Source organism: Thalassospira sp. GO-4 (genome assembly GCF_023588965.1).
In the GTDB taxonomy this organism is placed as follows: domain Bacteria; phylum Pseudomonadota; class Alphaproteobacteria; order Rhodospirillales; family Thalassospiraceae; genus Thalassospira; species Thalassospira povalilytica.
Genome location: NZ_CP097807.1, coordinates 3,835,188 through 3,848,479 on the forward strand (window position 1 = coordinate 3,835,188; position 13,292 = coordinate 3,848,479).

The 13,292-nt window shown below is 44.3% G+C and carries 11 protein-coding genes; 3 read left to right on the plus strand and 8 right to left on the minus strand.

Annotated features, from left to right (window positions below; all coding sequences use genetic code 11):
* Together M9H61_RS17550 and M9H61_RS17555 are read left to right on the plus strand one after the other, a co-directional pair.
* Complete coding sequence (locus tag M9H61_RS17550) at positions 1 to 1,386, plus strand: hypothetical protein (RefSeq protein WP_250281973.1); 1,386 nt, start codon at positions 1 to 3, stop codon at positions 1,384 to 1,386.
* 112 nt (positions 1,387 to 1,498) lie between these two features.
* Entirely contained in the window at positions 1,499 to 2,743 is a 1,245-nt protein-coding gene (locus tag M9H61_RS17555; protein WP_250281974.1) for a hypothetical protein, read from the plus strand.
* Between the two features lie 91 nt (positions 2,744 to 2,834).
* Here the strand turns inward: M9H61_RS17555 and neuC are convergent, their stop codons facing one another.
* The 8 genes from neuC to M9H61_RS17595 form a co-directional block, all read right to left on the minus strand.
* Positions 2,835 to 3,986, minus strand: a complete 1,152-nt coding sequence (neuC, locus tag M9H61_RS17560) for a UDP-N-acetylglucosamine 2-epimerase (protein WP_250281977.1) — start codon at positions 3,984 to 3,986, stop codon at positions 2,835 to 2,837.
* Positions 3,987 to 3,998: 12 nt separating this feature from the next.
* Entirely contained in the window at positions 3,999 to 5,054 is a 1,056-nt protein-coding gene (locus tag M9H61_RS17565; protein WP_250281979.1) for an N-acetylneuraminate synthase family protein, read from the minus strand.
* Positions 5,055 to 5,137: 83 nt separating this feature from the next.
* Positions 5,138 to 6,859 (minus strand): ABC transporter ATP-binding protein, encoded by a 1,722-nt coding sequence (locus M9H61_RS17570; protein ID WP_250281981.1) that lies wholly within the window; start codon positions 6,857 to 6,859, stop codon positions 5,138 to 5,140.
* On the minus strand, positions 6,856 to 8,394 hold the full coding sequence (locus M9H61_RS17575; RefSeq protein WP_250281983.1) for a hypothetical protein: 1,539 nt from the start codon (positions 8,392 to 8,394) through the stop codon (positions 6,856 to 6,858). The genes M9H61_RS17570 and M9H61_RS17575 overlap by 4 nt, the downstream gene beginning before the upstream one ends.
* Entirely contained in the window at positions 8,375 to 9,355 is a 981-nt protein-coding gene (locus tag M9H61_RS17580; protein ID WP_250281985.1) for a D-isomer specific 2-hydroxyacid dehydrogenase family protein, read from the minus strand. Before M9H61_RS17580 ends, M9H61_RS17575 begins: the two co-directional genes overlap by 20 nt.
* On the minus strand, positions 9,352 to 10,227 hold the full coding sequence (locus M9H61_RS17585) for a class I SAM-dependent methyltransferase (protein ID WP_250281986.1): 876 nt from the start codon (positions 10,225 to 10,227) through the stop codon (positions 9,352 to 9,354). The genes M9H61_RS17580 and M9H61_RS17585 overlap by 4 nt, the downstream gene beginning before the upstream one ends.
* A 97-nt stretch (positions 10,228 to 10,324) precedes the next feature.
* Positions 10,325 to 10,966, minus strand: a complete 642-nt coding sequence (locus M9H61_RS17590) for a cytidylyltransferase domain-containing protein (RefSeq protein WP_250281989.1) — start codon at positions 10,964 to 10,966, stop codon at positions 10,325 to 10,327.
* 72 nt (positions 10,967 to 11,038) lie between these two features.
* Positions 11,039 to 11,935 carry a dihydrodipicolinate synthase family protein gene (locus M9H61_RS17595; protein ID WP_250281991.1) on the minus strand — a complete coding sequence of 299 codons (897 nt, stop codon included), beginning with the start codon at positions 11,933 to 11,935 and terminating at the stop codon, positions 11,039 to 11,041.
* A 347-nt stretch (positions 11,936 to 12,282) separates the two neighbouring features.
* Here M9H61_RS17595 and M9H61_RS17600 point away from each other — a divergent pair, with 347 nt between their 5' ends.
* The gene (locus M9H61_RS17600) at positions 12,283 to 13,287 is read left to right on the plus strand and encodes an NAD-dependent 4,6-dehydratase LegB (protein ID WP_250281997.1); all 1,005 of its coding nucleotides are present in this window, start codon (positions 12,283 to 12,285) and stop codon (positions 13,285 to 13,287) included.
* The last annotated feature ends 5 nt before the right edge of the window (positions 13,288 to 13,292 follow it).

Consider the following 13,292-nt stretch of genomic DNA (forward strand, 5'->3'; position numbering starts at 1 on the left):
ATGTCTAGAAAAGTACGTATTGCGCTATTCCCGAGAAATTTAAGTTCTCTTGTGGAGATGCGGCAGCAATATGAAATCTTGTTTGCTAGCCAAGATTTTGAGCCGGTTTTTATTGTCGAGAGTGAGATTGTATATCAGAAACTGAAATCGTGTGGCTATGGTGCTCTGCGCCTGCCTGAAGTGGAGCGCCAAGATCAGGGACATTTCAAGTTCGTATCTAGGACACGAATTGGTGTGTTCGCGATTAGGGCCTTAGAGAAGGTATTTAACGAAGATTATATTAGACATAATTTTCTAGTTGGCACGGTACGTTTGGTGCTGACAATCAAAACCCTACGCCGTATGACAAATCTTGCGTTGGGGCTTCTTTGTGCAGAAAAAATTGAACTGTTGTTGTTGCCTGGTGATCGTGAGTTGGGCTGGATTCCTCCAGTAATCAAAGCTTGCGAAGAGCTGTCAATCCCAACCGTCATTTCCTTAACTACGATGGTTCCTACTGATCCGAGTTCGGAGCTAACGCAGAGGTCTCAGCACCGTAAGTTTCATGCTTCTGCCGGTTGCAGAACTCTGTTTTGGAACAGAATTGTTCGCACTTTCTTCCCTCACCATTTGTCTCCTGATGACCATGAGAAGATTTTTTCTCCTGGTTGGCTGGTCGTTGCATTAGAGCTTATGGGGATGTCTTCAAGTAACCCGTGGTATCAAGGGATGGGCAGAAGTAATGCCATTTTTGTCGAAGGGAAACGCAAGCTAAGAAGGTTGGCAGCCGGCGGAGTGCCGGAGAGAAAGTTAATTCTTAGTGGCAGCGTTGCTCTAAATGATTTAGTCAGGGACAAACCTCAAAAAAAGTTACCTCTAAAAATTATTGTGATGGTTCCGAGTTATGCGGAGCAGTCTCTATGTGACTGGAACACACACATTAAGGGGGTGCGCGAAATGGTGTGTACTGTTACCCAAGGCGATTACGAGGTGATTTTATCACTGCATCCAAAGTCTAAACTTGAGGACTACATTTTTTTATCTGAAGAATTTCACTGCACAATATCTAAGGAAAAATTTTCTGAAGAAATGAAAAATAGTGATCTATGTATATGTAGTAATTCAACAACCATTGAAGTTTCTACTATTCTTTCAATACCAGTGATTAACTATGATTACGTTAATTTAAATATTCGTACTTGGGATGATTACCGCGGTGTAACTGTAGTGAGGGAATTTAGAGAACTAATTGAAGAATTTTCCCGCATCACAAGAGATCTATCGTATTATGAATTCTTGTGTGCGGAGCAAAAAAATATGTCAGAGGATATACTCATTAGAGTTGACGATTTTGGTGCGCACTTTCAAGAAATTATTAAAGAGATAATTCAGGGCCATAGGGTGTGATAATTATAAGGCGGTTTTTGTGAGAAATATGGGGCGTCGTTATTTAAAGTGTGTTCTGAGAACGAAAATTGTATCTGCATTTATTTCAGTATATTGTGGGATTTATGTATTGGTGAAAAGAAAAAGCCTCATAGGAAAAGGTAAAATAGGGATACTTCATTTTAGTTCATTTAGAGCGCCTCAGGATGTCTCCTTGTATGAGCGTTCTGGAAGAGCAGTCGTTTACGAAATGCCTTCTAAGTTTATCGTGTTTATAAACGCTATTGTTGCTCCTGAGATGAGTGATAGTGAAACAATGCGCGATATCTATTACTCAGAAGAAAAAAAATACATTGAGTTAAGAAGAGTTCTAGTGAGCCGTTTGGGGTGGTTTGTGCGTGTGATCACCAAGGTTCTCGGGGTTAGTGCGATCGTTTCACCTGCGGCGCATTACAGGCAAGAGAAGTTATGGGCGTATGCTTGCGAAGAAATTGGATTTCCATTCATATCTGTCCATAAGGAGATGACCTCCGTTCCACAAAGGCATAAAGAAATAAAGGCAATCGCAAAAGGCGCATCCGGGAGTAAATGGCATGGGTCAATAGTTTGCGTCGCTAACGAAACCGCGAAAGAAATCGCTATTAAGGCGAATTTAATTGATGAATCCAAATTAGTACTAAGTGGTTTGATCCGGTCGGATGATTTGATTGGCCCCCTATCTTCTCCGCCTCCAGATGTCCATTCACTTCCAAAGGTTATTACGTTATTTTCATTTGCCCATTACACAGGCGCATTCCTCGAGGTTAAGGCGCAACGCTCGAAATACTTTTGTAAAGACGACTCACATGGGTTCGTTAAATTATTTAATGTGGTACATGCCGCTGCAGCTCAATTTGCAATAGAGCATCCCGATACAATAGTTTTTGTCAAACCGAAGCTTACCGACGTTAATTGGATCAGCGAAATCACACGAGCAGTTCGCGAAGGCTGCGGAGTGGATGTTGTTGATATTCCTAATTTCAGAATCACAAGCAAGCCGGCTCCGGAACTTATTGATGGTTCCCGGGCTATTGTAGCCTTGAATAGCTCCGTTGTGTTAGAGGGAAGGTTGAGGGGGAGGCCGACAATTCTCCCTATATTTGAGGAAGCCGAGGGAAGCCATGAGGATGCTCTGTTCTTCAGAGGATACTATGATTTGTTTAATTTGGCGCACTCTAAAGAGGAATTACTAGAAATAATGCAGATAGGTTCCGAGAATAAGTTGGCTGTTGTGGGTAGTGATAAACGAGTTCAGGAAATGTGTGAGCATTACTTCGGTTTTTCAGATGGTATGACTACGCATCGGATTCTTGATATTATCAAGACAAAGAAATCATAATCGGGGGAGTTTTATTGTAGGCATTTGTTGTGATAAATGCGTTGTTCTTTCAAAGTGCCCTCCTTCTGTCTTTGTAAGGAGGGCATTGACCTTAATTTACAATACAAATTTTCTTCTGAACGTAAAGCGGCATCTCTGCTAATTTTTGAGCTATACGCGGGCCCGCAGTGCCATCGCCATAAAGCTGAGAAATAGGATAGCGACCGTGGGTGCGTTGAATTTCTACAGCAGCTTTTATATCTAGTTTTCTGGCGCTCGTTCTAATAACATTTTGGGCATGTTCTCTTGTTTGCTGGCGATCGCCGACAAGTACAACAGGAGTTCCCATAAAGGATGTGTCACGCAAGAAGCTGCTGGAGTTTCCGATAGCTATTGACGCGTTGAACAGAACTTTTTGATACAGAGATGGATTAAACCCTTTAACCATACGCAGCCATCTGTTTTCGTGATCGCTTTCTCTGTATGATCGCAATACTCGGCTGATGGTGTCGCCTCCAGCATCGATGTTGGGCCAAAGCCATATGGTTGGCATCTGAATCTCTTGCATGGCATGCAGCAAATTCAGGCATTCGCTTTCCTGGTTCTCGTAAGATGTTGTGACAGGATGAAATATTACCAGTGCGTACTCATCTGATGCGTCAATTGGGGCCCCCACTCCAGATGAAAACGCATCTTCCGGAAGAGATGGGTCCATTCGCAAAATCAAATCGCCAACGGGACAGCCATAATTGAAAACGGTATCTGGGCGTTCGCCTAGTTGTAGGAGGATGCGGGCTGCTTGATCTGTTGATGGAAAGTGATACTGCGCAAACTTTGAAATTGCGTGGCGGGCGGATTCATCAATACTTCCACTTATTTCTCCTCCTTGAATATGGGCAAGTGGAATATTCTGATATGCTGCAGCCATTGCGAAACCTAAAGCCTCGTAACGATCTCCAATCAAGAGGACAACGTCGGGCTGGAGGTTATTGAGTGCTGTTGCAGCCTCTATCACGCAAAATCCCAATGACTTTGCCATTGTTACTGGGCGGCCTCCTTCAAGTTCGACATATACGCGACTGTCAATATTGAACCCAGCTTCAATAATTTGCTTTTCTGTTCGGCCAAATCTGTCAAGTAAAGTCGTTCCAGAGGCAATCACCTGCATTTCGAGGTCAGGGTGCTCCTGAATCGCTTGCATGACTGGGAGCAGACGACCAAAATTGGCTCTGTCGACAACAGGGATTGCAATTTTTCTTGTCATTATAACCTGAGCTTAGTGAGTGTTCTTGTCGCAGACAAGATCGTCGAGTGATACAATATTGTTAGCCGATACAGGTTTGCAGAGCTTTTGGTTTATGACCAGTTTCATAGCTGAGGTGGGGAGGCCCGTTCCTGGCTTTTTGAAGGTCAAATCGTCTTCTGTGAGTTGGTGTCCGCGGTCAAGGTCTCTTTTGTAGACGATACTTTTGTTGAAAATCGACCTTAGTTCACCCATCTCGCTGGCGAGTTCATCTTTTTGAGTGGGGTGGGTTTTCATTGTCTCAATAAACCGAATGCCATCAACAAGTTGTTTGAACTCTTCCATGGTGACGGAGGCAATGACGTCTGGGCCAAACATTCCTTTGCTCATCGTTATGTGAACTTCCAGAAGTTCGGCGTTTAGGGCTGCCGAAGCGAGCCCAGCAAAAATCGTCCCAGAATGATCGGACAGGCCCACTGGTACATTATAGCGATCTTTCATTTCCTTTAGCAGATTAATGCCAATTCGCTCAGGAGGACAAGGATAGGCGGTGGTGCATTGGAATACGGCTGCAAGTGCGCCTGATTCTTGAACTGTTTTAACAGCTATATCCAATTCTTCCCATGAGCTCATGCCTGATGAGATAAGAACTGGCTTTCCTGTCCCTGCTGCTTTTGTCAAAAGTGGTATGTTGTTGACTTCGCCAGAAGCAATTTTCCAAGCGGGAACTTCGCAAAAATTGTCAAGTAAGTCGATTGCTTCGAGCGAAAACGGAGAGCTCAGAAAATCTACACCCCATTGTTTAGCAAAATTCGAGAGTAGGTGCCATTGTTCAGCCGTGAACGCGGTTCTTTTCCAATATTCGTATCGACTGGTGTCTTGAATAAAGACACCTTTCAAGCGAAATGGCTCGTTGGGGGTGCTTTCTGCGTCCGCGATATGGGTCTGCAGCTTTACCGCGTCTGCGCCGGATTTCGCTGCGGCCTCAATATACGCCTTGGCTAGGCCTAGACTACCATCGTGAGCCATCCCTATTTCGGCAATGACATACATTTCATTATTGAGCAGTCGAGCTTGCAATCGAGACATTTAACACCTTCTGCAGTCTATGGTCCGTTTAACAGGATTAAGCCTTTGGGTCACCATTTTCCATCACTGTTTCGGTCGTCATATTAGTTTTCAGTTAGGCGAATTACTTGAGAAGCAACTTCATTGAGCTCTACATCATGGCTTACCGCAATGATACAGCAGTTTTGGCTTAAGTTTGCCAGTTCTGCTGCTATCAGCTTTTTTGTATCAACATCTAGGGCGCTCGTTGCCTCGTCTACCAAGAGCAGGCGCGGAGAGTTGATTATTGCACGGGCCAGCCCTATTCGTTGTCTTTGCCCCCCCGATAAGTTGCTCCCTTCCGTGTCCAGTATAAAGTCGAGTTGGCCTGGAAGCTCTTTCACCAAATCGTTAAGGTTTGTCATCTTTAGGACATTCCAGATGTCATCGTCCGGAATCCCTGCTATGCCTTGGGTGATGTTTTCTCTTAGCGTTCGTGGATATAGCGTAACTTCCTGAGGCAAGAAGCCAACTTGGTGGCGCCAATGTTTCAAGTTGGCCTGTGAAAGCGGAACTCCGTCAATCATTACCTTGCCATTTTCCGGTATCTCTAGGTCGAGCAGAGAAAGAATCAATGTTGATTTACCAACTCCGGAAGGACCGGTTATGACATGCAATCCAGGATAAGAGAAGGACGCACTGAAGTCTGAGAGAATTAACTTACTACCTTTTCTGATCGATAAGTTTTGCACTTCTAAAGTTTGCGTTAAGGTCGCCTTTACTCCGTCCTCTCTAAGTACCTCATGGTGTTTCCTGTTAGAGCTAATTTGATCTGATACACTTGTGACTGCGCCGTAAAGTGAGCCACAGGATTGAACGAGGGTTGGAATGGTCCACAGCTTTTCAATCAGTCGGGTAAGTAAGATAATTGTCGCGCCAAGTACCGTTATATCTCCGCCGGTTTCGACAACTCCTGAGTATAGTATCGAGGCCAAAAACAATGCGCCAAGTGGTTCTTTTATGTTTGTTAGCAAAACACTGTATGTACTTAATGAAGACCCAATTTTGTAAAAAATATTGTTTAGTGTTTTAAATTGTTGATCTGTGATTTCCCTTCTTTGAGTGGCTTTTATCGTTTTTGCATTTCGAATGGTGTCGTTGAAGTGTTGCGATAGAGAGTGAAGGTTGTTAACGCGCTCTTGTCCTTTTGTTAGGGACAATTTTTGTAGAGGTTTTATTAAAATCACTGCGACAAAAGCGAAAATAGAGATCAGGGCTAGAACTATTGGTGATAGGTTCGCTATGAATATTATATAAACTATTGATCCTGTTAGCGAGATTATCAGATTTATTGCACTTACACATGCTGTCGAAGCATTGGTGATTTCTGTCGTGAATATGTTGTTAAGTGTTCCGATATGCTGGACGCGAATATTGTTCCAGTTCGAGTCAATGAGGGTTTCATAAATTCCCATGCGTAAGTCACGCATTACGGTCAGTTTGAAGCGTGCTCTATACAGGCCGACAGTAAACATAAAGAGAGATTTTATTATTATAAGTGAAATAAATAATAAAAGAAGATATCCGAGATCGACTGGAATTTCGAACTTGTTCAAAGATAAAATTAAATATTCTATGGCATATGAATCAGCGGAATCAGTGATTCCAGATTGAAAAAATATCTGAATTATTGGTACTAAAAGAATAATCCCTATGTTTTCGGATATAAACGAAAATAAAGACATTGATATAATAATTAAAGTATTCTTTGGATATTTTTGAAGTATCCATTTTATCGTCTCTATGGTTGCGACGTAAGGGTTTTTCGGTGTGGTGCGGTTTTTCATTGTTTTTTATTGTTGAATGTTTTTAGAGTTAATTCAACCATTTTAGCTATGTTCTGCGAGTTTTTCTTTCTGTCTATATTAGAAAATTTTTCCATATCGGTATCGATGAATGCCTTTTCACAGATTAAAGAAATTCCAGACGCAAATTGTTCCACGTTCTCACGGGTAGGGCCTTCCCAATTTTTCAGGGTCAGTTCCGCAATGATAGAAGGTGCATTTTGGGCCTCCGATACTTTGTATGCTCCGGGGCAATTAGAATACCAAGTTGGTGCAAATATGATAGCAGGCTTTCCTCTTACGAGAGCTTCCCATCCAACGCTGCCTGTGGTCGTTGCAACGGCTTTGGCGTTATCTATTAGCACAAACGGGTCTGAGGTTAATGGAATAAACTCAACATTTTTGAGGTTACGGATCTCTGTGTAAAACTGTTCATCTCTATAGGTTCCGAGATGATGGGCCCGTGTTTTTGACGTAAATTGCCTCGGGTTTTCTTTGACGTACAGCTTCCAGCCGGCAGGCATGGCGTCTGAGAGCTCTTTTAGCGCGATTATTTGATCTGCGTAGATGCCAGCGTTGGGGGAAGTTGTACGCTCTGGTTGTCTGCTAAGTGAAAAATAGATGTAATGTGAGTCGAGATCGGGGAGGCGGGCGTGCCGCTGATATGTTTTTTTTCTGCAGCGCATCCTATATATTTGGCGCAATCTCTCCAGCAATGCTATCGGTCCGGATGCCTGTTTTTTAGTTAATGGTTGTCTGCTGACCTTCATTAAGGTCTTGTATTGGTGACCCTTCCAATTGAAAGCTGTTCCGCCAATTGCTGAAAACAAACGTAATACATCACGCTTGTAGTCCGATAGGAGTGTTGCTTGTCGCATTTCGCTGTTAGGAACGTATGCAGGTTTACCCAGGTCATACTTGTCCTGAATGCGATCCAGTTCACTTCTTATATCTGCATCCAAGTTGCGGTAATGACTAGGGAGCTGAAGTGAACGGGGGATTATTTCTGCTACGTCTTCAAGGGATGCTAGTGGGAAGAGACGATCCAACATAAAGGTTCGTTCGAAGAAGATGAACGGAATAGAGTTTGCCCGGCATAGCAAGTAAGTAATGTAATCATATACCTGATGAGGGCTGGTTGGGGCAATTACAACATCGATTTTGAGATCGCGCAAAATCGTGGCCCAGATACTGCTAAGTAAATTAACGTGTCTGTTGCGTTCAAGGTAAGTAAAGCGATGACCGTCATAATCCCATCTGTTCATCATAGTCAAAACAGTTGCGAACTTCTCGAAGAGTGCGGCATTTTGGCAACTATCTGGATGATGCAACTCGGATGAATTTAGAAAACTAGGAGGGTTACCTGCGCAAGCGTCGAAATTGGAATAACGATGAGTTCTTGGAAAGCGATTGGCTATTTGTTCATGCAGCCCAGTGGAAGCTGTCCAGAGTACAATTTCTGCGTCGAGGACTTTTTCAAGTTGGGTAGCAATGTCAAGCCATGGGGTTGTAGAACACTCAAGTAACGCTATTCTCATGGAAAAATTTCTTAATTTTGTTTGCGATAAATATTTCGGTTTTGTGCATAGAATCAAATGTTGCGCCGGAAATGTGCGGAGTGATCAATAGTCGGTCCGGGTTCTCCCGCGCAAAATTCAGTAATGGCCTATCAGTTTTGCCGTGTTGGAGGCTGAATTCATCCTTCAGAACGTCGACGCCTGCTGCAGACACTCTTCCATCTCTAAGTGCTGTCAGTAAAGCGTCTTCATCTACAATCTGTCCGCGAGCCGTGTTTATAAAGTATGTTCCTGAGTTGAAATGAGAAAACATATAGTCGTCAAAAAGATTTACGTTGTCCTCATTAAGTGACGCGCAGCATATTACGATATTGCTGCTTTTAATCAGTGACGTAATTGAGAAAAATTTTGTGCAAGAAGGTGAAGTGTTGATAGGAGTAGTTGCATCACGTATGTCATAATATCCGACAATTGCTCCCAGAGCATTAAAGTACGTGGCTAAAATTTGTCCCACGCGTCCAAAGCCAACTAAGCCCACTTTGCTTCCGAATATCTCCGCGCCTCTGAATTTTTCTCTGTTCCACGAATTTGTGGTTGCTTCAGAGTGGGCTGCTGGAATTCGTCTTAAAACTGCCAGCAGTAGCGCCAAAGTATGCTCTGGCGTCGCGCGTACAGTAGATAAGAACTCTGATTCTCCTTTGAGGGACAGAACGCGCACGCCTTGGCGTGTTGCCGTATCTATATCTATGTGATCAAGGCCGGTGGTTGCGCTACCGACCACTTTCAGGTTGGTTGCTCGTTCAAAAAACTCGCGGTCAAGTTTGTGTGTGAAGCGTCCGATAACAACGTCATAGATGTGCGCAGAATCTAATAGTTTATCTCGCGTGATGTTCTTTTGCTCTAGATCACCTAATTCCTCTAGAATGCGGGACGCTTCATCACTGTACTGATGCGGGTCGAGATTTAGTATTCTTGGTCTCAAGGTGCCTTTTTCCCCCAGACAAGGAACGCGTTTCCGTAACCAGCTTCACATAACCAGCCATTCTTGCCAGAAGACTTGGTTTGCTCACTTACAATGTTGCTGAAATGGCGAGTAAGGATCTTTTCCATTTCTGGATTGTTAAGGGTAAACGGAAAGTATATTGAGTGAGAAATCATCGGGACAGAGTACACGCCTGAAAATTCCGGAGACGGAATGCCAAGTGTTTTTAAAGTGTCGACATACCTTTGCGGGAGGTATCCATTCCGGTAGACTTCTTCTTTTTCTTTAGGTGTTGAGTCTTTTTCGTTGTTTAAGCCGTCAAAGCTGGCTTGCAGTAAGTCGTTGATCCATTCATAGTCGCGTTGAATATCGCCAGAATCTTCTGGAACAACGTAGACAAACAACGTCCCCCCAGGCTTAAGCACGCGAACCTGTTCTGCAAGTGGTGCTGCAATATTGTCAAAATGTTCGAGCAGCCCGATTGAGAAAACTACATCATAGCTATCATCCGGGTCATTAAGTTCTAAGGCATTTCCAACTTCAATTCTCGCGTTCAGGCCATTCCGCGCGAACAGTCGACGTGCGGTCGAAATCGCCTGCTCAGAGCTATCGATCAGGGTGCAGTTACAGCCTGCGTCAGCAAAATACATGCTTAAACTGCCGCGTCCGCAGCCAACTTCCAGTACTTCTTTGTTCTTGAGGGGCTGTTGCTCAAGTAATTCGTTAAAAAGGAGCCAATGCTGGCGGAAAGCAAACTGAATTTGATTAGCTGGTTCGGTCTTGGTCCAGTGAACGTAGTCTGTTTCAGATCGGTTTTGCCAGTTATCGTCAAAGGCGCTTTGTGACCCTTGTTGGAAATTTGAGGTGTTCATTCGTCCACTCTACTATTATGCTTTTGCTATAAAAAAATCCCATTCTCAGGGGATAGGCAGCTCAGTCGGAATAGGAAGAAAAATTTCTCCGTTCTCTCTAAGTCATTGTTTGTCCAGATTTCGTCTTTAGATAGGTTTCTTGCAATTCTGGAGTACAATCAATTATTGCCTCAGCATAAAGCAAGTCCTGCTCGTAATCGACGTCAACCTCCCATTGTGGGAATGTTAGCTTGATGCATCCGATTTTGTCTCCAAATTTGCTGCCCATATTAAACGTGCGTTCCGGACGGAATATGTAAAACGTGCCTGCGTTTTGATAAAGAACTTCAGGTGAGGTTGTCTCACACGCGATAGAGAAGTCATTTTGGGCCGAGATGGTCCCGATCATTTTTGGGGCTTTTTTAATGGTAATGAAACTATCTAATGTTGGCGATGCTTTCATGATTTCAACCGCGCTAGACAGTTCGTGGATGTTGCGGAATGGATGAGAAGGTTGAAGTAAAACAACGAGATCTGGTTTGATTTTCTCTGAGTTATACCAGCTTCGTAGAACCTCAAAATTTGTTGTAATCTCATCAGAAAGGCTTGTTTCCCGGCGGTGAATATTCACGCCGGCGGCTTCCGCATATTCCAAAGGTTCGTTGTCTTCCGAGCTTACAACCACCCTATGAATTTGCGGCGCTAGCTTTGCCGCAGCGATTGAGTAATGAAGGAGTGGTTTGCCTGCAACAAGACGCATGTTTTTTCTTTTCACGCGCCTTGATTGCATCTTTGCGGGAATAAATGCGGTGACTTGCAATTTCTGAAAGCTTTAAGGTTGTTTTGCCCAGTCAAAACCGAAGTCAGCGAGAACGGACTTGGTTGTATTCTTTTCGGAATCGGTCAGTCGGTTGTATGCGGGGTTCACCCAGTCTTCACAGATCCCTCTGAGAGACAGGATATACTTTTCTTCTGCAGCATACTCACCGTTGCCGTTTCTCGGCAATCTCGACGATAGGCCGATGATGCGATGCTGCAAAGCTAGAGCATCGTCACGGAGCCCTGCATCAAAAAGCCTTTTGAGCTCAATAAATACCTCTGGCCAGCAATTTGCGTCGCTGGTCATGTGAAGTTCTGCGCCGAGAGATAGCAGCTGGTACAATTGGCCACCACCGGCACCAGATACCTGAAAATGAGGTGACTTGAGCATCATCATTTTGGTTAACTCGGTGAGGTTGTAGCCGCCAACTTTGATCCCGGCGATGTTTGAGTGTTCGCTCAACTCTTTTGCAATTTCTAAAGTGATCGGTCTACCGCGTTTGGGATTATGATAGAGCCAAAGTGGCCGAGGCAGGTTGTCTGCAATTTTGCGGACATATGAAACAAGTGCCTTGTCCCCAAGCTTTAAGTCATAAGGCAGAAAATGGTAGCCGGCTATATGGTCGCAATCTACATTCTCTACAAAATTCATGATGTCGTAATAAGGTGCTGTACCTAGACCGACAATGACAGGAACTTTGTTTTGAACAGTGTTGGTAAGCGTTTTTGTTACAGTGCTTCTATCTTGCTGCGAGATATGTACGTCTTCGCCGGCAGAGCCAAGCAGCCAGATGCCGCCAACACCGGAGTTGACCAGAAACTGACCAAGCCGTTCAATGCCAGGAACATCTGGATGACCGGACTCGGTCATAGGGGTCACCATGTTGGGCACAATTCCCGAGATCGTCATTGCGATATTCCTGATAGTTGTTTCGGTCTTAGCTGCGCTGAGCTTTGTATGATTTTGAGGCTGCTCTTCGCCAATCTCTCAAGGTAGTCACTAAACTAAAATTCAATGTGTGGCAATATTTGCAGCTGCTTTCATCTTTGAGGGGGGGGACAGGAATTTAAGTAACGCTTAAAAGTGCCTCAGATGTGGCTGACGCATATATGCATTTGAGTATTGCATGATGTGCTTGAAAACCTGTTTGATAGATCGATCAGACAGCGCGTTTTTGATTGACGAAAAGCAAGCTAAACTCGTAATTTCCGCAGCACTTGCTCCAAAGGCGACTATTCACAATTTAAAGTGTTTTGATGAACAGCAAAAAAATTCTTGTTACTGGTGCAGATGGATTCATTGGCTCGCATCTTACAGAGTTGCTTGTAAGGCGTGGTTTCGATGTGACTGCATTTTGTTACTACAATTCGTTTGGGCAATTTGGTTGGCTTGACAGTTGTTCTGAAGACGTTATGGGGCAGTTTCGTCCTGTGCTCGGGGACGTGAGAGACCCTCTAGCGGTGCGTGGCGCGGTTAAGGGGGTTGATATTGTTTTACATCTGGCCGCGCTTATCGGGATTCCGTACTCTTATGTTGCCCCGTACTCGTATGTCGATACGAACGTTACTGGTACGTTAAATGTGCTTGAGGCGGTGCGTGAGTACGGAGTTTCGAGGATGGTGCATACGTCAACGAGTGAAACTTACGGCTCTGCTCAATTCGTGCCGATCACAGAAGAGCACCCTCTCGTTGGTCAGTCTCCTTATTCTGCTTCAAAGATCGGAGCAGATCAAATGGCCATATCGTACTATCGGTCTTTTGAGACACCCGTTGCTGTTATGCGGCCGTTTAATACCTATGGGCCGCGTCAATCAGCACGTGCTGTTATTCCAACAATTATCTCACAGGCGCTACACGGTGAGGGCAAAGTAAAGCTTGGTTCTCTTGAGCCAACGCGTGATTTTAACTTCGTAGAAGATATAGCGCGCGGATTCATGATGATGGGGCTCTCAGATGCAGGAGCTGGCGAAGTAATTAACTTTGGTTCAAATTTCGAGGTGTCTGTTGGTCAAGTTGTTAAGATCATTTCCGAAGTTACGGGGCGCGACATTGAGGTGGTTTTGGACAATGCGCGCGTGCGGCCAAGAGACAGCGAAGTTGATCGATTGTGGGCCTGCAATAAGAAAGCAAAGAGCCTTGTAGGCTGGGAGCCGCGTTATGGAGGACTTGAGGGGTTTCGGATGGGCATTAAAAAAACTGTTGAGTGGTTCTCGGATCCTGCAAATCTCGCACATTACAAGACTTCGGCGTATAGCATTTGAACCAC

Excerpts from the sequence above, each read along its gene's own strand:
- M9H61_RS17565 (WP_250281979.1), bottom strand. The coding sequence starts at position 5,054 with ATGTCTCGATTGCAAGCTCGACTGCTCAATAATGAAATGTATGTCATT.
- M9H61_RS17590 (WP_250281989.1), bottom strand. The coding sequence starts at position 10,966 with ATGCGTCTTGTTGCAGGCAAACCACTCCTTCATTACTCAATCGCTGCG.
- M9H61_RS17595 (WP_250281991.1), bottom strand. The coding sequence starts at position 11,935 with ATGACGATCTCGGGAATTGTGCCCAACATGGTGACCCCTATGACCGAG.
- M9H61_RS17600 (WP_250281997.1), top strand. The coding sequence starts at position 12,283 with ATGAACAGCAAAAAAATTCTTGTTACTGGTGCAGATGGATTCATTGGC.
- M9H61_RS17550 (WP_250281973.1), top strand. The coding sequence starts at position 1 with ATGTCTAGAAAAGTACGTATTGCGCTATTCCCGAGAAATTTAAGTTCT.
- neuC (WP_250281977.1), bottom strand. The coding sequence starts at position 3,986 with ATGACAAGAAAAATTGCAATCCCTGTTGTCGACAGAGCCAATTTTGGT.
- M9H61_RS17575 (WP_250281983.1), bottom strand. The coding sequence starts at position 8,394 with ATGAGAATAGCGTTACTTGAGTGTTCTACAACCCCATGGCTTGACATT.
- M9H61_RS17570 (WP_250281981.1), bottom strand. The coding sequence starts at position 6,859 with ATGAAAAACCGCACCACACCGAAAAACCCTTACGTCGCAACCATAGAG.
- M9H61_RS17585 (WP_250281986.1), bottom strand. The coding sequence starts at position 10,227 with ATGAACACCTCAAATTTCCAACAAGGGTCACAAAGCGCCTTTGACGAT.